This window comes from Brevundimonas aurantiaca (assembly GCF_014199955.1).
GTDB lineage: Bacteria > Pseudomonadota > Alphaproteobacteria > Caulobacterales > Caulobacteraceae > Brevundimonas > Brevundimonas aurantiaca.
In genome coordinates this window covers 374,898-397,742 of the sequence record NZ_JACHOQ010000001.1, presented here as the reverse complement: position 1 = coordinate 397,742, position 22,845 = coordinate 374,898, and the positions used below count along the sequence as shown (strand labels likewise).

Here is a 22,845-nt window from a genome sequence, read left to right as displayed (position 1 = left end):
CATGTTCTATCTTCTGTACCTCTATTACGCCGACGTCGCGCACCAGTATCCGCTGCTGAACCTGATCCAGTATCAGACCGTCCGCACGGCCCTGGCCCTGGCGACGGCGGCCATCGTCGCCGTGGCCATGGGCAGCCGCTTCATCAACTGGATCCGCGCCAAACAGGGCCGGGGCCAGCCGATCCGCGACGACGGTCCGGTCTCCCACCTGTCCAAGGTCGGCACCCCCACCATGGGCGGGCTGATGATCCTGGCGGGCATCGGCGTGGCCGTCTTCCTGTGGGGCGACCTGACCAATCCCTATATCTGGATCGTCAGCTTCGTGACGGCGGCCTTTGGCGTGTTGGGCTTCATCGACGACTACGCCAAGGTGACCAAACAGACCTCGGCGGGCCTGACTTCGAAACAGAAGCTGGTCGCCCAGACGGCGGTGGCCGTGATCGCCGGCGTCCTGACCGTCCTTTGGATGACCGCCTCGCCGACCTCGCCGGGGCTTGAGACCTCGATCGCCTTCCCCTTCTTCAAGGCGGTCCTGCTGAACATCGGCTGGTTCTATGTGGCCTTCGCCGCCTTCACCATCGTCGGCTTCTCCAACGCGGTGAACCTGACCGACGGTCTGGACGGGCTGGCGACCGTGCCGGTGATGATGGCGGCGGGCGCCTTTGGCCTGATCTCCTATCTGGCCGGCAACTTCGTCTTCTCCCAGTATCTGCAGATCCACCATGTGCCCGGTTCGGGTGAACTGGCCATCTTCTGCGCCGCCATGATCGGCGGAGGCGCGGGCTTCCTCTGGTACAACGCCCCCCCGGCCAAGATCTTCATGGGCGACACCGGCTCCCTGGCCCTGGGCGGGGCGCTGGGCGCCATCGCCGTCACCACCAAGCACGAGCTGGTGCTGGGCATCGTCGGCGGCCTGTTCGTGATGGAGGCCGCCTCGGTCATGATCCAGGTCGGCTATTACAAGCTGACCAAGAAGCGCATCTTCCTGATGGCCCCGATCCACCACCATTTCGAAAAGATGGGCTGGCCGGAATCGACCGTGGTCATCCGTTTCTGGATCATCGCCGGGGCCCTGGCCCTGCTCGGCCTGTCCACGCTGAAACTGAGATGAGCGGGCTCCCCCATTCTCCATCATCCTTGGGCTTGACCCGAGCTTCGTCATCCTCGGGCTTGACCCGAGCTTCGTCATCCTCGGGCTTGACCCGAGGATCGGGCGTGGACCTGGCTGTGCGTCCGGCCCTACGCACCGGCGGCGGATCCTTCGATCCTCGGGTCAAGCCCGAGGATGACGGAATAGGGAGCGTGGAATGATCCCCGTTCCCGGCTTCGAGAACCGGCGGGTCGCGGTCTTCGGCCTGGGACGGTCGGGGATCACGGCGGCGCGCGCGTTGAAGGCCGGGGGCGCGACCCCCATCCTGTGGGACGACGGCGTCTCGGGCCGGCTTCAGGCCCAGGCAGAGGGCTTCGTGGTCGAGGATCTGACGACCGCCGACTGGTCCGGCTTCGCCGCCCTGGTCCTGTCGCCCGGCCCGCCCTTGACCCATCCCAAGCCGCACTGGACCGTGGACAAGGCGCGCGAGGCCGGCGTTCCGGTCGTCGGCGACATCGAACTGTTCGCCCGCGCCCTGGACGCCCTGCCGCAGGGGCGGCGGCCGAAGGTCGTGGCCATCACCGGCACCAACGGCAAGTCCACGACGACCGCCCTGATCGGCTGGGTGCTGCAGCAGGCGGGCCTGACCGTCTATGTCGGCGGCAATATCGGCATCGGCGTCCTGGCCCTGCCGGAGCCGACGCCGGGCGCCGTCTATGTGATCGAGGTCTCCAGCTATCAGTTGGACCTGACCACGCGCTTCGCGCCGGACGTGGCGATCCTGACCAATGTCTCGCCCGACCATCTGGACCGGCACGGCGGGATGGAGGGCTATGTCGCGGCCAAGCGGCGGATATTCCAAGCCCAGGGACCGGAAGACGTGGCGCTGGTCGGAATCGACGAGGAGTGGGGGCAGGGAATTGTCCGCGACCTGGCCTCGCGTGTTCTAACCATTTCTTCCGCTCATCCCGGCGAAAGCCGGGACCCAGTGCTTTCGTCAGGACACGATGCCGGGGATCAGCGTGCTGCCGCATCGCACCCGCCGGAGCGCCCACAGGACTGGGTCCCGGCTTTCGCCGGGATGAGCGGAATAGAGGTGCGATCAACCTCGATAGAGGCGGACGGCGCGATCCTCGCCGACCTCTCCGCCGCCCGCTCGCTGCCCGGCCGTCACAACGCCCAGAACGCCGCCTTCGCCTATGCTGCCGCCCGCGCCCTGGGCGTGTCGCATGAGGCCGCCGTCAAAGGCCTGCTCACCTTCCCCGGCCTGGCCCACCGGATGGAGGCCGTCGGCCATATCGGCCCGGTCCGCTTCATCAACGACTCCAAGGCCACCAACGCCGACGCCGCGCGTCAGGCCCTGTCCGCCTATCCCAAGGTCTTCTGGATCGCGGGCGGCAAGCCCAAGGACGGCGGCATCGACGACCTGCCCGACCTCTTCCCCCGGATCGCCAAGGCCTATCTGATCGGCGAGGCGGCCCAGGCCTTCGCCCACACCCTGGGCGACACCCCCCACGTCATCTCGAAAACCATGGACGCCGCCGTGGCCGCCGCCGCCGCAGACGCCCAGGCTGCGGGCGGCGACCAGATCGTGCTCTTGTCGCCCGCCTGCGCCAGTTTCGACCAGTTCCCCGACTTCGAGGCGCGGGGCGAGGCCTTCCGCGCCGCCGTCCTGAACCTCGGCGCAATCCCGGAGACGGCCCGATGAGCGCCTCCTACACCCCCGCCTTTTCCCGAAACGACCAGAGCCCGATCGCCCAGTGGTTCTGGACCGTGGACCGCGGCCTCTTGGGCGCGGCGCTTGCCCTGATGGGCCTGGGCGTGGCCCTCAGCTTCGCCTCCAGCCCGGCCGCCATCCTGGCCGATGAATCCATCACCGATCCCTTCCATTATTCGTGGCGGATGATGGTCTTTTCGGGGATCAGCCTGACCCTGATGCTGACCACCTCCCTGATGTCGCCGCGCGGGGTGCGGCGCATCGCCGTCCTGGCTCTCCTGGGCGCCATCGTCGTCATGATGGCCCTGCCCTTCATCGGCGATACGGTGAAGGGGGCGGCGCGCTGGGTGAATTTCGGCCCCTTCAGCCTGCAGCCCAGCGAGTTCGCCAAGCCCGGCCTGATCGTCTTCGCCGCCTGGATGTTCGCCGAGGCGCAGAAGGGGCAGGGGGTGCCGGGCGTCACCATTGCGTTTGGGTTCTACGCCCTGACCGTCTGCCTGCTGCTGATCCAGCCGGACATCGGCCAGACCCTGCTGATCACCACCACCTTCATGGCCGTCTTCTTCATGGCCGGGGTGCCGTTCAAATGGATGGCGGTCCTGGCCAGCGCCGGCATGGCGGGTCTGGTCTCCCTGTATTTCGTCTTCGGCCACATGCGCGATCGCCTCAGCCGCTTCTTCTCGCCCGAGACCACCGACACCCACCAGATCGACAGCGCCGCAGAGGCCATACGCGCGGGCGGCCTCCTGGGCCGCGGGGTGGGCGAGGGGGTGATGAAGCGCCGGGTGCCGGACCTGCACACCGACTTCATCTATTCCGTCGGCGCCGAAGAGTTCGGCCTGATCCTCAGCCTGATCATCATCGGCCTCTACGCCTTCATCGTCGTCCGGGGCATGCGCCGGGCCATGAAGCTGACCGATCCGTTCGAACAGACGGCCTCGGCGGGCCTCTTCATGCTGATCGGGCTTCAGGCCTGCATCAATGTGGCGGTGAACCTGAACCTGATCCCGACCAAGGGCATGACCCTGCCCTTCGTCAGCTACGGCGGCTCCTCCATGATCGCCATGGGCCTGACCATGGGCTTCGCCCTGGCCCTGACCCGGCGTCGGCCGGGCGCCTATGAGCCGGGCGCCAGCCTGTCGCGGCCGGGGCGGCGGCTGCTTTAGGGCGGCGGCGCGTGAAGGCCCATGATCTGGGCCGTAAACCTGCGCCTTATCAAGGCGTTGATCCGACCAGCCGCCTTCTCCGCATCGCGCCGAAAAACCGCGGCATTCTATGGGGGTCGAAGGGATCGAACGGCCAACCGGACACATCGGACACATCGGACACTCTTTTTTCCGCCCGCCGTCCTCAGACCGGACAAATCGGACTATTCAGACACTGTTTCTCCCGGAGGCCCCATGTCCAAACTCTGCGTCGTCGCCGCCGGCGGCACCGGCGGCCACATGTTCCCCGCCGAGGCGCTGGCGCGGGAGCTGGCTGGGCGCGGCTGGCGCGTGGTCCTGGCGACCGATCATCGGGGCGAGCAGTACGCCCACGCCTTTCCGGCCGAGGAACGGCTGGCCCTGGACGCCGCGACCGGCGCCGGCCCCCTGGGCCTGATCAAGGCCGGGGTGCAGATCTTCAAGGGCGTCATGCAGGCGCGGGCCGCCTTCGACCGGCTGGGCGCCGACGTCGTGGTGGGCTTCGGCGGCTATCCTTCGGCCCCGGCCCTGGTCGCGGCGGTGACGTCGCAGCGGCCGACCGTCATCCATGAGCAGAACGCCGTCCTGGGCCGAACCAACCGCATACTGGCCCCCTATGTGGGACAGGTGGCCTCGTCCTTCCCGACCCTGGAACGGGCGCCGGCCCAGGTTCAGGGACGGTCCCACGTCGTCGGCTCGCCCGTGCGCGCCGACATCCGCGCCCTGTTCGATCGCCCCTATGTCGCCCCCGCCGAAGGCGGCCCCATCCAGGTTCTGGTGACGGGCGGCAGCCAGGGCGCCCGCATCCTGTCGGAGACCACGCCCCGCGCGTTGGCGGCCCTGCCCGAGGCGCTGCGGCGGCGGCTCAAGGTCCAGCAGCAGTCGCGGCCCGAAACCCTGGAAGCGGCCCGCCAAATCTACCTGGAGGCCGGGATCGAGGCCGAGGTCGCCCCCTTCTTCCGCGACATGGCTGAACGGCTGTCCAAGGCCCATCTGGTGGTCGGCCGCTCCGGCGCCTCGACCTGCGCCGAACTGGCGATCGCGGCCCTGCCTTCGGTCCTGATCCCGCTGAAGATCGCCACCGACGACCACCAGCGCCTGAACGCCAAGGCCCTGACCGAAGCCGGGGCGGCGGAGGTCATTCTGGAGGACGCCCTGACCGTCGAGAGCTTGACCGCAGCCCTGGATCGCGTCCTGTCCGATTCAGCCCGCCTGGCCGCCATGTCCGCCGCCGCTCGCTCGGTCGCCATCCCCGACGCCGCCGAACGCCTGGCGGACTTGGTCGAGGCGACGGCGGGGGCCGCCTGAGACCGACAACCGTCCCGCTTGTCGCGCGTTTAGGAGCCCATGCCTCCCGAAATCATCGCCCTGACCCGTCAAGTCCGCGCCCTGTGGCGTCAGTTCGACTGGCTGCCCGAATGGGCGGTGATCGGCCTCGTCCTACTGGTCTTCGTCGGCGGCGGCTGGCTGACGCACAAGGTCGTCTTCGCGGTCCTGCGCCGCATGGTCAGGAACAAGGACGTCTTCTGGCGCGGGATCGTCGAGAGGGCGCGGGTCAAGCTGCGGGTGCTGATCATCATCATCGGCGTCGGCATCGGCGTGACCGTGTCGCCGATGCATCCCGAACCCTCGGCCGACATCCGCGCGGTGCTGCTGTTCCTCTCCATCCTGACGCTGGGCTGGATGGCGTCAGGGGTGCTCGACATGTGGTCGGTCATGCATCTGAAGCGGTACAATATCTCAGTCGAGGACAATCTGCTCGCCCGCAAACACCTGACCCAGACTCGCATCCTGCAGCGGGTCGCCAAGGTGATCCTGTTCATCGTCACCGTGGGCCTGGCCCTGATGACCATCTCCGGCTTCCGCCAGTGGGGCGTCAGCCTGCTGGCCTCGGCCGGCGTCGTCGGCATCATCGCCGGTCTGGCGCTTCAGCCGATCCTGACGAACATGGTCGCCGGCATCCAGATCGCCCTGACCCAGCCGATCCGCCTGGACGACGCCGTCATCGTCGAGAACGAGTGGGGTAATGTGGAGGAGATCACCGCCACCTATGTGGTGGTCAAGCTGTGGGACTGGCGGCGTATGGTCCTGCCCCTGTCCTATTTCATCACCAAGCCCTTCCAGAACTGGACGCGCGAGAACGCCCGCCTGATCGGCACGGCCTTCTTCTACGTCGATTACGAGGCCCCGATTGATAAGCTGCGCGAGGCTTTCGAGGGGATCGTCAAGAACTCTAAGCTCTGGGACGGCGACGTCCAGGTCATGCAGGTGACCGACATCACCGAACGGGTGCTTCAGGTCCGCTGCCTGGCCAGCGCCCGCTCGGCCCCGGTCGCCTTCGACCTGCGCTGCGAGATTCGCGAGAAACTGATGGCCTTCATGCGCGACGAATGCCGCGAAGCCCTGCCGCGCGACCGTCTGGAATGGCCGCAGGGGGAAGAGCGGCCCCCTAATCTCCCTCCCCGCTCCGGGGAGGGTGGCCGCGCAGCGGCCGGGTGGGGCGGCGTCAGTCCTTCAGCGCCGCCTGGCCCCGAGCGATCGCCTGATCCAGGGTGAGCCTTTCGCGAACCGGAGCCTCCCCGCACGCTACGGCCAGCAACTCCGCCGCATCCCCGCCGGGCGCGGCCTGATAGGCGGGCGCGGCGTCGGGCGTGGCCGGCCCCTCTGTCCCGTCTTCGCGCAGGGAGGCGAAATCCAGCCGGTCCGCCGTGCGCGCCCGGCAATCGAAAACCCAGCGCGACCAGCCGCCGACATAGGTCACGTCCCCCACCTTGAAGCCCGCCTCGGTGACCTGAAGCTCGCGCATCCGGGCCAGGTCTCCGTGCCGCTCGATTGAGGCGACATCGGCGTAGACGGCGAACCGGCCGACGCCGGTCTCGACCAGTTGGGGATCGGCGAATGCGAGCAGCAGGGCGATCATGCGACCAGCGTCTCCGCCTGTTTCAGATCCACGCTGACCAGCTGGCTCATGCCACGCTCGGGCATGGTGACGCCGTACAGCCGGTCCATCCGGCTCATGGTCACCGGATTGTGGGTGATGACGATGAAACGGGTGTCGGTCCGCGACCGCATCTCGTGCAGCATCTTGCAGAACCGGTCCACGTTCGCATCGTCCAGGGGTGCGTCCACCTCGTCCAGCACGCAGACCGGCGCGGGGTTGGCCAGGAAGACGCCAAAGATCAGGGCCGCCGCCGTCAGGGCCTGTTCGCCCCCCGACATCAGGCTCATGACCGACAGCCGTTTGCCGGGCGGGCAGGCGTAGATCTCCAGCCCGGCCTCCAGCGGATCGTCGCTCTCGACCAGTTTCAGCTCGGCCTGGCCGCCGTCGAACAGGGCCTCGAACAGGGCCTTGAAGTTGGCGTTGATGATGTCAAAAGCGGCGATCAGCCGTTCGCGGCCCTCGGCGTTCAACTCGTCGATGCCGTCGCGCAGCTTGGCGATGGCCTGGGTCAGGTCGATCCGCTCTGACTTCATGCTGTTCAGCCGCTCGCCGTATTCGGTCGCCTCGTCCTCGGCGCGCAGGTTGACGGCGCCCAGGGCCTCGCGCTCGCGCTCCAGCCCGTACAGCAGGCTCTCGGCCCCGGCGGCGTCGGGCGGACGGGCCACGGCCTCGTCGATCAATTTGCGGGCCAGGTCTTCGGGCGACATCTGGGCGGTCTCGCGCAAGGTCGCCTCGGCTTCGGTCAGTTTCTCGGCCGCAGCCTCGGCCCGAGCGGCCAGACCGGCGCGGGCTTCGCGCGCCTGGGAGGTGGCGGCGTCGGCGGCGCGGGCGGCGCGGTCGGCCTCGGCCGCAGCGCTCTCGGCTACAGCCATGGCGTCGGACGAAGCCTGTTTGCGCTGTTCGGCGGCGGTCAGTGTGTCCAGCAGCTTGCCGCGCTGTTCGGCGAACCCCTGGGGCGCGACCTCGGCCTGTTTCAGCAGGGCGGCCGTCTTCTCCGCGTCTTTCTCCAGGGCGGCAATGCGGGCGCCGCTGTCCTTGGACCGGGCGATCCAGCCGTCGCGCGCGCGGGTCAGGCCGCCCAGGCGCTGTTCGCGGCCTTGGCGGTCGCGAGCCTCGGCGTCACGGTCCGACCGAGCGGTTTGGGCGGCGATGCGAGCCGCGTCGGCGGCGGCCCGGGCGGCGGCCAGATCATCCCGCAATCCGGCCAGGGTTTCCGACGGGGCCTCGACCGTCTGGGCGGCGGCCAGGGCGGCTTCAGCCTCGGCCACTTCGGCCGCCAGCCGCGCCAGGGCCTCATCCAGCGCCTGGGCGCGGGCTTCGCGGCGAGTCTGGTCCCGCGTCAGGCTTTCGACGCGGTCGCGGGCGGCGGTCACGGCCTTGTCGAGGGCGAAGGGTTTGAGACGGGCGGTCTTCACCGCCTCCTCGGCCGCGCGGAAGGCTTCGGCGGCCGCCTTCTGCTGGGCCTGGGCCTGCTCAAGGGCCGGTTTGCCCTTGTCGATCTCGGTTTCCAGCTCGGCCAGCCGGGTCCGTTGCGCCAGACGCACAGCGGCGGGACGCGGCGCCTCGGCCCGGCTGACGAAGCCGTCCCAGCGGTACAGGTCGCCCTCGGGCGTCGTCAGACGGGCGCCGACCGGCAGGGTGCGGGCCAGTTCGGCCGCCTGGGCGCGGGAGGCGACGCCGCACTGGGCCAGACGCGCCGCCAACTGGTCGGGAGCCTGGACATGATCCGAAAGCGGTTCGACGCCTGTGGGCCAGACCGGCGGGCGGGGTTCCGCCCCGCCCCAGTAGGCGGCGGCGCGGGCGTCCAGGGCCGCGTCCAGGTCTTCGCCCAAGGCGGCGGCCAGGGCGGCTTCATAGCCTCGGTTTGCGCGGACCTTGTCGAGCGCCGGCGGATGGTCGCGCTTGCCGCCGACCAGCAGCTGGGCCAAGCCGCGCGCCTCAGTCTGCAACCGGCCAAGCCGGTCTTCGGCGGCGCGGGCGGCGGTGCGGGCTTCCTGCTCGGCGCGGGCCAGGTCGCCGCGTCTGACTTCGGCCGCCTCGACGGCCTCGCGGGCGGCGGTCAGTTCGGCCTGGGCGGTTTCCTGCGCCTGACGGGCGGCCTCCAGCTCCGGCGTCTCCAGCGGACCCAGGGCCTCGCGTTCGCGCCTCGCCTGTTCCAGCTGTGCGGCGATGCGGGAGAGGCGGGTCTCGGCGTCGCGGCGGCGGGCGGCCTCGGCGTTGGCCCGGGCCTCGACGGCGGCCAGGGTTCCGGCCAGGCGTTCGACTTCGGCGTCGGCGGCCTTGCGGGCCTCCTCGGCGGCGACCAGGGCCTTGTCCAGTTCGGGGCCGCGTTCGGGGGCGGCGGCGATCTCGGCCTGGAGACGGGTCAGTTCGTGGTCCAGCCGGTCCAGTTCGCGCCGGGCGTCGGCGGCCATATTGGTCTCGCGTTCCGTATCGGCGGCGATGCGGGCGGCCTCGGCCTTCAGGCGATCCACCTCGGCGCGGGCGGCCTGTTCGGCCATGTCCAGTCGGTCGCGCTCCAGGCTGGCGCGGTGCAGCAGGGCGGAGGCGACGGCGTCCTCCTCCCGCGCCGGCTTCAGGGCCTCCTGGGCGGCGAGGGCGGCGGTCTGGGCGGCGGCGGCGGCGGCCGTCGTCTCGGCCACGGCGCGGTCGGCGGCGCGCAGCTCTTCCGCCGTGGTCTCGGCCGCCAGTCGGGCGTCGTTCCAGCGGGCGTAGAGCAGGGCGGCCTGAAGGGCGCGGATCTCGGCGGAGATCTTCTTGTACTTCTCGGCCTGGCGGGCCTCCCGCTTCAGCCGGTTCAGCGCGGTTTCCAGCTCGCGGCCGATGTCGTCGAGGCGTTCGAGGTTGGTCTCGGCGGCCTTCAGGCGCAGTTCGGCCTCGTGGCGACGGGTATGCAGGCCGGCGACGCCGCCCGCTTCTTCCAGGATGCGGCGACGGTTCTGCGGCTTGGCGGCGATCAGTTCCGAGATCTGACCCTGGCGGACCAGGGCGGGGGAGTTGGCGCCGGTCGAGGCGTCGGCGAACAGCAGCTGAACGTCGCGGGCGCGCACCTCCTTGCCGTTGATCCGATAGGTCGAACCCTGGCCCCGGTCGATACGGCGCGACACCTCCAGCACCGGGCTGTCGGTGAAGGGCTGGGGCGCGCGACGTTGCGCATTGTCGATGGTCAGCTGGACTTCGGCATGGCTGCGCGGGGGGCGGCCCGCTGCGCCGGCGAAGATGACGTCGTCCATCCCCTGACCGCGCATGGCCTTGGCCGAATTGGCGCCCATGACCCAGCGCAGGCTCTCAAGGACGTTGGACTTGCCGCAGCCGTTGGGTCCGACGATGCCGGTCAGGCCGGATTCGATGTGCACCTCCGCCGGATCGACGAACGACTTGAAGCCGACGAGCCGGAGGCGCTGGAACTGCATCGGTCCTGGCGCTTACCGGCGCAGCAGCGGATCGACGGCGGCCGACAGGGCTTCCAGCGAGTAACCGGCGACAGGCTTGCCGTTGACGAACAGGGTCGGTGTGCCCTCGACCCCGGCCGCCTCGGCGCCGGCGATCTGGGCCTGAAGCGCGGCGCGGGTGGCGGGGTCGTTCAGGCAGGTTTCGACCTGTTCGCGCGTCTTGCCGGTGGCGGCGAGGCCGGCGTCGAACCAGGGCTTGGCGCCGGTGGTGCGCAGATTGGCCTGGTCACGCATGAAGACCTCGGCCACGTCGAAATAGCGGCCCGGCGCGGCGCAGATGGCCACGGCGGCGGCGGCGGCGGCGACATTGGCGGGCGGGGTCGGCAGGTTGCGATGCACCAGCCGGACCTTGCCCGTGTCGATGTAGCGGGCCTTGAAGGCCGGCAGGACGTCGTTGTGGAAGACGGCGCAGTGCGCGCAGGTGAAGCTGGCGTATTCGATCACCGTGACCGGCGCGTCGGCCTGACCCAGAACATGGTCCTGGGCCGTGACCGGCGGCGGGGGCTCGGCGGCCGAGGCCGGACCCGCCAGGGCGGCGGTCACAGCAAAGGCGAGGACGGCGCGCCGGACCATGGCTTACTTCGCCAGCTCGGCGTCGATGGCGGCCGACAGGTCGGCCAGGCTGGCGCCTTCGCCGCCGGGGGTGATGACCTGGGTGTCGTTCACGTAGAAGGCCGGAGTGCCCGTCACGCCTTGGGCTTGGGCGGCCTGGACGCGCTTCTCCATGGCGGCGACGGCCGCCTTGTCGGTGACGCAGTCGTTGAACTGCTGCTCAGACAGGCCGGCGGCCTGGGCCGTGCGCAGCAGCCAGTCGCGCGGCGAGGAGGTCAGCATCTCCTGCTGGGTCGCCATCAGCTGGTGGACGACGTCGAAATACTTGTCCGGCCCGGCGCAGCGCGCGACCAGGAAGCCGGCGGTGGCGGCGTCGACCGGCGGGGTCGGCAGTTCGCGGAAGACGTAGCGCACCTTGTTGGTGTCGACGTACTTGGCCTTGAACGCCGGCCAGGTGTTCTTCTGCCACAGGGCGCAGTGGGGGCAGGTGACCGAGGCGTATTCGACCACGGTGACCTTGGCGCCTTCCGGCGCGCCCAGGCCCATGTCGCCCTCGACGGCGCCCTTGGAGCCGCCGCCGCAGGCGGCCAGGGCCATGGTCGCCATGGCGGCGCCGGTGATGGCCGCGCGGCGGCTCATGCGGGCGAAGCGGGATTCGGTCGGGGCCATAGGACTTCCTCAGTCGGATCGTTGGCGATCGGCGGCGTGATTCCGGGTGAACCGCGCAACCTTGATCATTCGAGAACAGGTGCGGCGAAGATTTGTCAATCGCGGTCGTTCGAACGCGATATCGCCGCTCGGCCCAGTTTGGCCAGGGCGGCCTTCAGTTCCTCGGGTGCGGCGGCCAGGGAGGCCGCCAGTTCCGCCTCGGCCGAGGCGGGCAGGGGCGGTGGAACAGCGGCGCGTTTGGGGCGGGCGGCCGGCTCGGTCAAGGGCTTGATCGGTCCCTGGGCGATGCGAAGCCGATCGACCGAACCGGCGCCCAGAAACAGGTTCACCCGCGCCAGGATGTCCTCTGACTGATGCTGGACCAGCAGGGCGGCGGCGCCGGCGACGCGCAGCTCCAGCACGCCGGGCTGGCCGCCCTTGCCCTTGGTCAGCTTCTGGGGCCGGGTGACGCGGGCCAGGCGGTCTCCGACGATCTCGCGCCAGCGCGGCTCAAGGGCGCCGGCGCCGCGGCCGAATTGTTCGTCCAGCTTCTTGATCAGGGGCGTCAGGGCCTGGCCCGCGCGCGGCGCCGGGCGCGGCGCCGGGCGGGTGCGGCGGCGCGACAGGATCTCGCGGACCTCGGCGTCTGTGGGCAGCGGGCGGCGCATGGGCCTATATAGACCGATCCCATGACTGACGTCTCTCCCGACATCGCCCTGATCCGCGCCCGTCTGCTGGACTGGTACGACCGCCATGCACGCAGCCTGGCCTGGCGCGCTCCGCCGGGGACGCGGCAGAGGCCCGACCCCTATCGCGTCTGGTTGTCGGAGGTCATGCTGCAACAGACCACCACCCCGCACGCCACCCCCTATTTCCAGACCTTCACCAGCCGCTGGCCGACGGTGTCGGACCTGGCGGCGGCCCAGGACGCCGAGGTCATGGCCGCCTGGGCGGGACTGGGCTATTACGCCCGCGCTCGCAATCTGCTGGCCTGCGCCAGGGCGGTGGCGGGCGAACATGGCGGGGTGTTTCCCGATACGGAGGCGGGGCTTTCAGCCTTGCCCGGCGTGGGCGCCTATACGGCCGCAGCGGTGGCGGCCATCGCCTTTGACCGCCCCGCCAATGTGGTCGACGGCAATGTCGAACGGGTCATGGCGCGGCTGTTCGCCGTGGAGACGCCGGTCCCCCAGGCGCGGCCCGAACTCCGGCGGCTGGCGGGCCTCTTCATCAACGACCAAAGGCCCGGCGACTGGGCCCAGGCCCTGATGGACCTGGGCGCGACCGTGTGCCGGCCCAAGTCGCCGCTATGCGACCTGTGCCCCATCGCGGACCCCTGCGCCGGTCGCGCGTCAGGCGATCCTGAACGCTATCCGGTCAAGACCAAGAAGACGGATCGGCCTCAGCGGAAGGGCGTCGCCTGGGTCTTGTTCGACGACCAAGGTCGGGTGGCGGTGGAGACGCGGCCCGACAAGGGTCTGCTGGGCGGAATGCTGGGCCTGCCGACCAGTGACTGGACGACGGGCGAACCATTGACGCCGCCGCCGATCGACGCCGACTGGCGAGACGTCGGATCGGTCGAGCATGTTTTCACCCATTTCAGCCTGACCTTGACGGTGATGACGGCGCGAGGCGAGGCGAGGGCGGGTTGGCGATGGATGCCTTTCGAAGCGGCGCGCGCGGCCCTGCCCACCGTATTCGCCAAGGCCCTGGATCGGGCGACCGTTGAATCTGACCTATTTTTGTAGTAACAAAAATCTGTGCGCATCACCTTCGATCCCAGCAAGCGTGATCGCACGTGGATTGAGCGTGGACTGGATTTCGCCCAGGCGTCGGCTGTGTTCGACGGTGATCATCTGACGTTTGACGATGATCGTCGGGACTATGGAGAAAGACGTCTGATCACCATTGGGCGTTTGACCGACCGTATGGTGGTTCTGGTGTGGACGCCGCGTGGCGAGGCGCGCCACATCATTTCGATGAGGAAGGCGAATGACCGTGAACAGCGACGCTACGAAGACCGATTGGGTCGATCCTGACGAGGCGCCGGAACTTGACGACGTCTGGTTCGACAAGGCGGATCACTATCGAGGAGAGACGCTGGTCCAACGCGGACGCCCCAAGGGCGCGGATAAGATCTCGACCACCATAAGGTTCGACGCCGACGTGCTGGCCGCCTTCAAACAGGACGGGCCGGGATGGCAGACGCGCATGAACCAGGCGCTGCGCGACTGGCTGAAACGGAAGTCAGACGCCGCCTGATCACCGCAGGGTGCGGATGGCGATCCCGCCCTGTTTGCGACGAGGCACCACCACGGCGCGGCCGTCCACATGCTGGATGTCCAGATCGACCGAGGCGTCTCCGACGTGAAGACCCTGAATCTTCAGCGTCTGCAACCCGGCGGGCAGAACCGGGTCGATCAGATCGACCGTTCCGCTCCAGGCGTCGATCGACAGGCCCAGCGACGCCTGAAGCATCAGAAAGACCGACCCCGCCGCCCAGGCCTGGGGCAGGCAGGCGACCGGATAGGCGATCGGCGGTTCGCCCGGCGCGCGCGGGAAGCCGCAGAACAGCTCGGGCAGACGCAGATGGAAATGGGCGGCGGCGGCGTAGATCTCGGCCAAGATCTCGGCCACCGCCTGGCGTTCGCCATAGGCGGCCATGCCGGCGGCGGCCATGGCGGTGTCGTGCGGCCAGACCGAGCCGTTGTGATAGCTCATCGGATTGAACCGGGCCTGGCCCAGCTCCAGCGTCCGCACGCCCCAGCCGGTGCGGAACCGTGACGACAACAGGCGTCGGGTCACGCGCCGCGCCCGTTCGGGCGACGGCAGGCCGGTGAAGAGCAGATGGCCGGCGTTGGAGGCGATGGCGCGGCACGGCTCCCCGTCTCCGTCCAGGGCGACGGCGTAGAAGCCCTCGTCCTCCATCCAGTATTTGTCCTCGACCAGGGCGCGGACCTGTTCGGCGCGGATGCGCCATTCCACCGCTCGGTCGTCGTGCAGCCGCTCGCCCAGATCCGCCAGGGCGCGCCAGGCGGCGAAGGCGTAGCCTTGAACTTCTAAGAGTGCGATCGGCCCCTTGGGAAAGCGGCCGTCGGCGTGGAAGATGGAATCCTCGGAATCCTTCCAGCCCTGGTTGGACAGGCCGGTGTCGGCGCCGCGCTGATAGTCGATCAGGCCGTCCCCGTTGGAATCCCCATAGTCGCGCATCCAGTCGGCGGCGGCGATCAGATTGGGCCACAGTTTGCGGATCAGCTCCAGATCGCCGGTGCGCCCGGCATAGGCGCCGGCCAGGGCGATGAACAAACAGGTGGTGTCGACCCCGCCGTAATAGAGGCCGAAGGGCACCTCGCCCAGGGCGCTCATTTCGCCGCCGCGCGTCTCGTGCAGGATCTTGCCCGGCTGGCTGTCCTGGAACAGCGACGTCTCAGTCGCCTGGCGCGAGGCCAGATAGGTCAGGACGCCCTTGGCCAGGGACGGGTCCAGCCACAGCATCTGCCAGGCGGCGATGATGCCGTCCCGCCCGAACGGGGTCGAGAACCAGGGCGTGCCGGCATAGGGGTAGGGGCCGGTCGGCAGGTCGGTGGTCAACAGGGCCATGTCCGCCCGCGACTGGTCCAGCCAGTCGTTGAACCGCGGGCTGCGGGGGCCGCGCACCGAGGCGCCGCGCCGCCGCTTGGCCCGCATCGCCAGACGGGCCTGGATGGCGTTCAGCCGCCAGCGACGGGCGTCCGGCGCTTCGCAGGAATCGACACCGCATTCGATGAACAGCTCCATCGACCGGCCCCTGGGCAGGCTGAACATGAACTCGGCGCGGTTAGGGGTCAGGCGGGCGGGCGGTTCGGAAAAGGCGAGGCAGCTGCCGCGGTCCACCCCGTCCAGGCCGGTGTAGCGGAAGGTGACGCGGCGCCCGTCGGTGGTGGGGGCGTGGATCGTGCCGCGCCTGGCCCGCGGCGTCCCCCGCACCTGGAAGATGTCGGCGAAGTCGGCCCCGAAGTCGAAGGCGAGGGGCAGAAGTATGTCCTCGACCCCGTGGTTGACCATCTGGATGCGTTCGAACATGCGCCGGTCCCACAGGAAGCGCCGCCGTTCGATATGCATCACCCCGGCCGGGGCCGAGCGTCCGCCCATCGGCGGCAGGGGGCGATTGGTCGTGTGGCAGGAAAAGAAGACGTTGTCCTGGCTGACGCCGGACGACAGCCGCGACGGCTTCAACAGGCCCACGGTCATCGTCCAGCGCGATAGAACCCGCGTGTCCCCGGCGAACAGGCCGTCGGCCCCGCCCTTCATGTCGCCCCAGCCGTCGGCGACCAGGAAGGCGTCCCCCGCCTTCAGCGCCATCAGCTGTTCCAGGCCCGAAGCCTCGATGGACTCACCGGCGGTCAGCTGGGTGGAATAGGCGTCGTCCATGCGGTGTCTGTCCCCGTCGCTGTTGAGCCTGCGCGAAACGTCTCATTCGAATGCGGCGCTCAAGGGCCGCTCCGATGATGAAATGAAGCCGACGGCGGAGGGTTTCACCCTCCGCCGCTCAACCTCGACAATAAGACGGGGATCAGGCTATGGCGGCGAAGCTGCGGTCTTCCAGGGGGCGCAGCGGCGTCACCACCTCCGTCAGCGGCGCTTCGGCGAACGGGCGGCGGGCCAGCAGGTCGCCGTAGACGTCCAGATAGCGCCGGGCCATGGCGGCGGCCGAGAAGCGCAGTTCGAACCGGGCGCGGATGGCCTCGCGGTCCAGGAGGCGGGCACGGTCGGCGGCGGCGACGGCCTGTTCCATGGTGTCCACCAGGAAGCCGGTGGCGCCGTCCTCGATGATTTCCGGCGTCGATCCGCAGCGGAAGGCCACCACCGGCGTGCCGCAGGCCATGGCCTCGATCATCACCAGGCCGAAGGGTTCGGGCCAGTCGATCGGGAACAACAGGGCCTCGGCGCCGCCCAGGAAGGCTGATTTCTGATGGTCGCCGATCTCGCCGATGAACTCGATCAGGGGATTGGCCTCGACCATGGGACGGATGGTCTCCTCCCAATAGATCTTGTCTGCGGCGTCCACCTTGGCGGCCATCTTCAGCGGGCGGCCCAGTTTGGTGGCGATCTCAATCGCGCGGTCGGGTCGTTTCTCGGGCGAGATGCGGCCCAGGAAGGCCAGATAGCCCTCTGACTTCGGCGAGAAGACATATTGGTCGCCGGGCATGCCGTGATGCACGGTCGCCTTCCAGTTCGCATGGGGCAGGGGGCGGCGCTGGTCGTCCGAGATGGAAATCAGGCCGAAGTCGCTCCAGCGATCGTAAACGCCGGGCAGATCCTTCAGATCGAGCCGTCCGTGCAATGTGGTGATGGTCCGGTCCGCATAGGGCCGGAACAGGGGGAAGTGGATCATGTCGGTGTGGAAGTGGATGACGTCGAACTGATCGACGCGATCCAGGACCTCGCCCAGCATGGTCATATGGGCGGCGAGATCGGACTTCAGCGGGGCGGGGTCCAGGCGGATGGCCTGGTCGCGGACGGGGATCAGCCGCGCCCGCGTCTGTGCGTCTGCGGAGGCGAACAGAGTGACCTCATGGCCCAGATCGACCAGGGCGTCTGTGAGATGGGCGACGACCCTTTCGGTGCCGCCATACAGTTTGGGAGGCACAGCCTCATAAAGCGGTGTGACCTGCGCGATCTTCATCGATGTGCTTGCTCCAGCCCGGCGCTGCGGGCCTGTCGACATCAATGTTCACGCGGGTGCGCGGTTCCGTCGCGGAGACGAAATTTCCATCGAAAATCCGGCAAGTTACAGAGCTTTACCGTAGGGCGGCTACTGCATCCCCGCCCGGACTTCCGCACGCAGGGCGTCGATCGACTTCAGCCCCTGGTCGGTCTTGAAGCGCCAGTAGGTCCAGCCGTTGCAGGCGGGGGCGTTCTCCAGCAGGGCGCCCAGCTTGTGGATCGATCCGGTCAGGGAGCCCGACACCAGGGAGCCGTCGGCGCGGACGCGGGCCTCGCGCTCGCCCTTGGGGCAGTACAGACGGTCGCCGGGGTTCAGCAGGCCGGCCTCGACCAGGGCGCCGAAGGGCACCTTGGGTTCGGCGCGCTTGGAGCCCATGACGGCCAGGTCTTCGGGATTGGCGGGAATGACCGAGGCGATCCGGGTCTCGGCGACGGCCGCATAGGTCTCGTCCCGCTCGATGCCGATGTAGTGGCGACCGAGGCGTTTGGCGGCGGCGCCGGTGGTGCCGGTGCCGAAGAAGGGGTCCAGGACCACGTCGCCGGGGCGGGTGGCCGACAGCAGCACGCGGTGCAGCAGGGCCTCGGGCTTCTGGGTCGGATGGGCCTTCTTGCCGTCGGCGTCCTTGATTCGCTCCTCGCCGGTGCACAGGGCGAAGGTCCAGTCGGACCGCATCTGGGTGTCTTCGTTGAAGGCCTTCAGCGCATCGTAGTTGAAGGTGTAGCGCTTCTGGTCGCGCGACCGGGCGGCCCAGATCAGGGTCTCGTGGGCGTTGGTGAACCGGGTGCCCTTGAAGTTCGGCATCGGGTTGGACTTGCGCCAGATGATGTCGTTCAGCACCCAAAAGCCCAGGTCCTGGATCGCCGCGCCCAGGCGGAAGACGTTGTGATAGGAGCCGATCACCCAGATCGAGCCCTCGGGCTTCAGCACCCGGCGGCACTCAGTCAGCCAGGCGCGGGTGAAGGCGTCGTATTCGGCGAAGCTGCCGAACTTGTCCCAGTCGTCGTCAACCGCATCGACCTTGGAATTGTCGGGCCTCAGCAGGTCGCCGCCCAGCTGAAGATTATAGGGCGGGTCGGCGAAGACCATGTCGACCGAGGCGTCGGGCAGGCTTTTCAGAATCTCGATGCAGTCGCCACGGTGAATGACGTCGGTCTGGAATTGGGACATGGAACGCGGCCTCGGAACGATGAGACCGGCATGGTGAATCCTTACGGTTAAGGCAGTGTTGATTCCGCCCTGTTCGGCGTCAGCCCGGGACCACCTTTACCCGACCCGCCGCCTCCCGCGCCCGTTCGCGGGCTTCGTCCACATCGGCGCCGCGCGCGGTCGCCACGCCCATGCGGCGGCGCTCATAGGCTTCGGGCTTGCCGAACAGGCGCAGATCGGCCGTGGGGACGGACAAGGCCTCGGCGACGCCCTCGAAGGCGACGCCTTGGGCATCCATGCCGCCGTAGATGACGGCGCTGGCGGCCGGTTCGCGCTGGGTCACGTCGACGGGCAGGCCCAGGATGGCGCGGGCGTGCAGCGCGAACTCGCTCATGGTCTGGCTGGCCAGGGTGACCAGGCCGGTGTCGTGGGGGCGGGGCGAGACCTCGGAGAACCAGACCTGGTCGCCCTTGACGAACAGTTCGACGCCGAAGACGCCGAAACCGCCGAGGGCGTCGGTGACCTTGCCGGCGATGTCCTGCGAGGCGGCGAGGGCAGCGGGGCTCATGGCCTGGGGCTGCCAGCTCTCGACATAATCGCCCTTGACCTGGCGGTGGCCGATGGGGGCGCAGAAATCCGTGCGGGTCGAGCCGTCGGCGGCGCGCGAGCGGACGGTCAGCAGGGTGATCTCGAAATCGAAGTCGATCCGGCCCTCGACGATCACGCGGGCGCCGGCGACGCGGCCGCTGTCTTGGGCGTAGGTCCAGGCGTCGGCGATTTCATCGGGGCTTTCGACAAAGGACTGGCCCTTGCCGGACGAGGACATGACCGGCTTGACGAAACAAGGGTAGCCGACGGTTTCGGCGCCGGCGGCCAGTTCCTGGGCGCTGCCCGCGAAGGCGTAGGGGCTGGTGGGCAGGCCCAGCTCTTCGGCGGCGAGACGGCGGATGCCCTCGCGGTTCATGGTCAGTTGGACGGCGCGGGCGGTGGGAATGACGCGAGCCATGCCGGCGGCCTCGATGTCGGCCAGGACCTCGGTGGCGATGGCCTCGATCTCGGGCACGATGATGTGCGGGGCCTCGGCCATGATCAGGCCGTTCAGCACCTGGGGATCGGTCATCGGGATGACGTGGCTGCGGTGCGCGACCTGCATGGCTGGGGCGTTCGGATAACGGTCGACGGCGACCACCTCGACGCCCAGGCGCTGAAGCTCGATGGCGACCTCCTTGCCCAGTTCGCCGGAGCCCAGCAGCATGACGCGGACGGCGGTGTCGGAAAGCGGGGTGCCGAGTTTCATGGGGGGCTCCGGGGTTTGGATCAGGGCGTGGGGACGGCGTAGAGCTTGCGGAAGGCGTCCAAGGCCGCGCCGTGGTAGATGGTGGCGTGGGTCTCGGTCGGGCGGGGGGTGAAGCTCCAGCTCAGGCCGGGCAGGGCGTGGTCGCGCAGATTGGCGGTCAGGACGTCCATCGGGGCCTGCATCTCGGGGCCCTCGTCGCCCAGGGTCAGGATCAGGGTGCGCGGGTCGTTCGACTGGTCACGCAGACGGGCGCCGGACTGACGCGCCAGTTCGCCCCCGTCCCACCACAGGCTGGGGCTGACGGCGACATAGGCGTCGAACATCTGGGGTTCCTTGAGGAAGGTCTCGACCACGAACAGGCCGGCCAGGGATTCGCCCATCAGGGCGGTCTCGCCGCTGGTGCGGAAGCGCGTCTCGACGAAAGGCTGGACCTCTTCGGCCAGGAAGCGGCGGAAGCGGTCGGAATGGCCCTGGGTCGGATAGCGGGCGATCAGTTCGGGGTCTTGCGTCGGCAGGGCCAGTTCGTTGCGGCGGTCGACCGAAGCGATCCCGACCACGATCACGTCGCGGGTCGTGCCGACGACGGTTCCCAGCTGGGCGAGGCCCGAGATGTGGTGGAAGTCCTGATCCTGGCCGCCGTCGAGGACATAGAGGACGGGATAGGTCTTGCCGCTGCCCGCATAGCCGGGCGGCAGCCAGACATTGATCTCGCGCGTCGCGCCCATGACGGCGGAGGGGAGGGCGTAGGACCGGCCGATGACGATGGGGGTTTCGGCGGGGGCGGGCGTCTGTGGAGCGGTCTGGGCTTGCGCCGCAGTCGCGGTCATGCCGAGTGCGAGAAGAAGACCAAGGACGCCAGGTTTCATCGTCAGCTCCACCTGATCCCTCTCCCCTTGCGGGAGAAGGTGGCCCGAAGGGCCGGATGAGGGGTTGGATGATGCGAAACGGCTCGGCCGGCGTGACCCCTCGCCCGACCGCGCCAGGACGACGGCTGACGCCGCCGTGCGCGGTCTCCCTCTCCCGCAGGGGGAGAGGGAGATGAAGAGAGATTACAGCCGCGCCTTCACCGCCGCGACGACGGCGTCGGCGGTGATGCCGAACTTGTCGTAGAGCACTTCCGCCGGGGCCGAGGCGCCGAAGCCGGTCATGCCGATGAAGGCGCCGTCTTCGCCGATGAACCGCTCCCAGCCTTGCTTGATCGCGGCCTCGACGGCGACACGCACCGTGCCGCGGCCGATGACCGAGGCCCGGTAGGCGGCGTCCTGCTGCTCGAACAGTTCGAAGCAGGGGACGGAGACGACGCGGGTCGGCACGCCTTCGGCCTCAAGCGTCTCCGCCGCCTTCAGGGCCAGGACCAGTTCCGTGCCCGTGCCGAACAGGGTGGCCCTGGCCTCGCCCGAGGCCGCCTTGATCTCATAGGCGCCCCTGGCGGAAAGGTTTTCCATCGCGGCGACGGTGCGGACTGCGGGGGTCTTCTGGCGCGACAGGGCCATGGCCGAAGGGGTGGTCTTGGACTGCAGGGCGATCTGCCAGCACTCCATGGCCTCGACCGTGTCGGCGGGGCGGAAGACGTTCAGGTTCGGGATGGCGCGAAGCGCCGCCAGATGTTCGACCGGCTGGTGGGTCGGGCCGTCCTCGCCCAGGCCGATCGAGTCGTGCGTCAGGATGTGGATGGCGCGGACCCCCATCAGGGCGCCCAGACGGATGGCCGGGCGGCTGTAGTCGGAGAAGACCATGAAGGTGCCGCCGTATGGGATGATCCCGCCGTGCAGGGCCAGGCCGTTCATGGCCGCCGCCATGCCGAACTCGCGGATGCCCCAGTTGACGTAACGGCCTTCATAGTTCGGCGCGTCGAGGATGGGGGTGCCCTTGACGAAGGTGTTGTTCGAGCCGGTCAGGTCGGCCGAGCCGCCGACAAGTTCGGGGATGGCGGCGAAGACCTGGTCCAGGGCGGCGCCCGAGGACTGGCGCGTGGCCTGGGCGGGCTGGGTTTCGATCAGTTCGGCGATCTTGGCGTTCAGGGCGTCGAAGGCGCCCTCGGGCAGGTCGCCCTTCATGGCGCGGGTGAAATCGGCGGCCTGGGGCGAGGCGGCGAGGCGGGCCTCCCACTTCTTGCGGTCCTTGGCGCCGCGACGCCCGACCTTGGCCCAGGCGTCGGCGATGGTCTGGGGCATTTCGAAGGGTTCGTGATCCCAGGCCAGGCCCAGGCGGGTGGCGGCGATCTCGGCGGCGCCCAGGGCGGCGCCGTGGGTCTTGTGGCTGCCTTCCATGGTGGCGGCGCCCTTGCCGATCTTGGTCTTGCAGGCGATCAGGGTCGGTTTGTCCTGGCGCGTCGCCCATTTGAGGGCGGACTTGATCGCGTCCATGTCATGGCCGTCGATGGCCTTGACCGCCCAGCCGGCGGCCTTGAAGCGGGCCTTCTGGTCGGTGGCGTCCGACAGGGAGACCTTGCCGTCGATGGTGATCTCATTGTCGTCCCACAGGACGGTGAGTTTGTTCAGACGGTAGCGGCCGGCCAGGGCGATGGCTTCCTGGGACACGCCTTCCATAAGGCAGCCGTCGCCGGCGATGACCCAGGTGCGGTGATCGACCAGGTCCTCGCCATATTTGGCGGCGAGGTGACGCTCGGCCATGGCGAAACCGACCGAGGTGGCCAGGCCCTGACCCAGGGGGCCGGTGGTGACCTCGACGCCGGGCATATGGCCGTACTCAGGGTGGCCGGCGGTCTTGGAGCCCCACTGGCGGAAGTTCGACAGCTCCTCCTTGGTCGCGGCCTTGTAGCCGGTCAGGTGCAGCAGGGCGTAGATCAGCATCGAGCCGTGGCCGGCCGACAGAATGAAGCGGTCGCGGTCGGCCCAGTCGGGGCGGCTCGCGTCGAACTTCAGAAACTTCGAAAACAGCACCGTGGCGACGTCGGCCATGCCCATCGGCATGCCGGGGTGGCCCGACTTGGCCTTTTCGACTCCGTCCATGGCGAGGACGCGGATGGCGTTGGCCATCTGCTGGGGCGTGGCCTTGGGGGCGGATTTGACGTCGTTCACGAGGCGAGACCTTTCGGCGGGAACGGAAATTCAGAGGCGCGCCGCTTTACCCCGGCGCGTCCTCGGGTTCTAT

The 22,845-nt window shown here is 69.0% G+C and carries 19 protein-coding genes; 8 read left to right on the top strand and 11 right to left on the bottom strand.

What is annotated here, in order from left to right; genetic code table 11:
- Window position 1 precedes the first annotated feature (1 nt).
- From mraY to GGQ93_RS01960, 5 genes are all read left to right on the top strand, one after another.
- A complete protein-coding gene (gene mraY, locus GGQ93_RS01980; RefSeq protein WP_183214947.1) occupies window positions 2–1,111 on the top strand; it encodes a phospho-N-acetylmuramoyl-pentapeptide-transferase in 1,110 nt (369 codons plus the stop codon).
- A 196-nt stretch (window positions 1,112–1,307) separates the two neighbouring features.
- The gene (murD, locus tag GGQ93_RS01975) at window positions 1,308–2,798 is read left to right on the top strand and encodes a UDP-N-acetylmuramoyl-L-alanine--D-glutamate ligase (protein ID WP_183214946.1); all 1,491 of its coding nucleotides are present in this window, start codon (window positions 1,308–1,310) and stop codon (window positions 2,796–2,798) included.
- Window positions 2,795–3,973, top strand: coding sequence for a peptidoglycan glycosyltransferase FtsW (locus tag GGQ93_RS01970; RefSeq protein ID WP_183214945.1), 1,179 nt, complete (start codon window positions 2,795–2,797; stop codon window positions 3,971–3,973). Before murD ends, GGQ93_RS01970 begins: the two co-directional genes overlap by 4 nt.
- Before the next feature lie 234 nt (window positions 3,974–4,207).
- The gene (murG, locus tag GGQ93_RS01965) at window positions 4,208–5,299 is read left to right on the top strand and encodes an undecaprenyldiphospho-muramoylpentapeptide beta-N-acetylglucosaminyltransferase (protein WP_183214944.1); all 1,092 of its coding nucleotides are present in this window, start codon (window positions 4,208–4,210) and stop codon (window positions 5,297–5,299) included.
- Window positions 5,300–5,338: 39 nt separating this feature from the next.
- Window positions 5,339–6,547, top strand: a complete 1,209-nt coding sequence (locus GGQ93_RS01960) for a mechanosensitive ion channel family protein (protein WP_221233494.1) — start codon at window positions 5,339–5,341, stop codon at window positions 6,545–6,547.
- Here the strand turns inward: GGQ93_RS01960 and GGQ93_RS01955 are convergent.
- The 5 genes from GGQ93_RS01955 to GGQ93_RS01935 all read right to left on the bottom strand — a co-directional run bounded on the left by GGQ93_RS01955 (window position 6,498) and on the right by GGQ93_RS01935 (window position 12,252).
- Complete coding sequence (locus GGQ93_RS01955; protein ID WP_183214943.1) at window positions 6,498–6,911, bottom strand: surface-adhesin E family protein; 414 nt, start codon at window positions 6,909–6,911, stop codon at window positions 6,498–6,500. The genes GGQ93_RS01960 and GGQ93_RS01955 overlap by 50 nt on opposite strands.
- Complete coding sequence (locus tag GGQ93_RS01950; protein WP_183214942.1) at window positions 6,908–10,345, bottom strand: AAA family ATPase; 3,438 nt, start codon at window positions 10,343–10,345, stop codon at window positions 6,908–6,910. Before GGQ93_RS01950 ends, GGQ93_RS01955 begins: the two co-directional genes overlap by 4 nt.
- A gap of 12 nt (window positions 10,346–10,357) precedes the next feature.
- Window positions 10,358–10,957, bottom strand: a complete 600-nt coding sequence (locus GGQ93_RS01945) for a thioredoxin domain-containing protein (RefSeq protein WP_183214941.1) — start codon at window positions 10,955–10,957, stop codon at window positions 10,358–10,360.
- Between the two features lie 3 nt (window positions 10,958–10,960).
- Entirely contained in the window at window positions 10,961–11,605 is a 645-nt protein-coding gene (locus GGQ93_RS01940) for a DsbA family protein (RefSeq protein WP_054766432.1), read from the bottom strand.
- A 95-nt stretch (window positions 11,606–11,700) separates the two neighbouring features.
- The gene (locus GGQ93_RS01935; protein ID WP_054766431.1) at window positions 11,701–12,252 is read right to left on the bottom strand and encodes a DUF721 domain-containing protein; all 552 of its coding nucleotides are present in this window, start codon (window positions 12,250–12,252) and stop codon (window positions 11,701–11,703) included.
- Between the two features lie 21 nt (window positions 12,253–12,273).
- Between GGQ93_RS01935 and mutY the strand changes: the two genes are divergently transcribed.
- Genes mutY through GGQ93_RS01920 form a run of 3 tightly spaced genes read left to right on the top strand, consistent with a single transcriptional unit; the run spans window position 12,274 to window position 13,843 of the window.
- Complete coding sequence (gene mutY, locus GGQ93_RS01930; protein WP_183214940.1) at window positions 12,274–13,329, top strand: A/G-specific adenine glycosylase; 1,056 nt, start codon at window positions 12,274–12,276, stop codon at window positions 13,327–13,329.
- 12 nt (window positions 13,330–13,341) lie between these two features.
- Complete coding sequence (locus GGQ93_RS01925) at window positions 13,342–13,620, top strand: BrnT family toxin (protein ID WP_152950794.1); 279 nt, start codon at window positions 13,342–13,344, stop codon at window positions 13,618–13,620.
- Window positions 13,574–13,843 (top strand): BrnA antitoxin family protein, encoded by a 270-nt coding sequence (locus GGQ93_RS01920; protein WP_182713319.1) that lies wholly within the window; start codon window positions 13,574–13,576, stop codon window positions 13,841–13,843. The genes GGQ93_RS01925 and GGQ93_RS01920 overlap by 47 nt, the downstream gene beginning before the upstream one ends.
- Here GGQ93_RS01920 and GGQ93_RS01915 read toward each other — a convergent pair whose 3' ends face one another.
- The 6 genes from GGQ93_RS01915 to tkt form a co-directional block, all read right to left on the bottom strand.
- Window positions 13,844–15,991 carry an amylo-alpha-1,6-glucosidase gene (locus GGQ93_RS01915; RefSeq protein WP_183214939.1) on the bottom strand — a complete coding sequence of 716 codons (2,148 nt, stop codon included), beginning with the start codon at window positions 15,989–15,991 and terminating at the stop codon, window positions 13,844–13,846. It abuts the gene before it with no gap.
- Between the two features lie 142 nt (window positions 15,992–16,133).
- Window positions 16,134–17,246, bottom strand: coding sequence for a glycosyltransferase family 4 protein (locus GGQ93_RS01910; RefSeq protein WP_183214938.1), 1,113 nt, complete (start codon window positions 17,244–17,246; stop codon window positions 16,134–16,136).
- Between the two features lie 129 nt (window positions 17,247–17,375).
- Window positions 17,376–18,455: a site-specific DNA-methyltransferase gene (locus GGQ93_RS01905; protein WP_183214937.1), complete on the bottom strand. Its 1,080-nt coding sequence runs from the start codon at window positions 18,453–18,455 to the stop codon at window positions 17,376–17,378.
- A 79-nt stretch (window positions 18,456–18,534) separates the two neighbouring features.
- Complete coding sequence (gene purT / locus GGQ93_RS01900; protein ID WP_183214936.1) at window positions 18,535–19,731, bottom strand: formate-dependent phosphoribosylglycinamide formyltransferase; 1,197 nt, start codon at window positions 19,729–19,731, stop codon at window positions 18,535–18,537.
- 20 nt (window positions 19,732–19,751) lie between these two features.
- Window positions 19,752–20,597 carry an alpha/beta hydrolase gene (locus tag GGQ93_RS01895; RefSeq protein ID WP_260171133.1) on the bottom strand — a complete coding sequence of 282 codons (846 nt, stop codon included), beginning with the start codon at window positions 20,595–20,597 and terminating at the stop codon, window positions 19,752–19,754.
- A 183-nt stretch (window positions 20,598–20,780) separates the two neighbouring features.
- Window positions 20,781–22,772, bottom strand: a complete 1,992-nt coding sequence (gene tkt, locus GGQ93_RS01890; RefSeq protein WP_183214935.1) for a transketolase — start codon at window positions 22,770–22,772, stop codon at window positions 20,781–20,783.
- Between the last annotated feature and the right edge of the window lie 73 nt (window positions 22,773–22,845).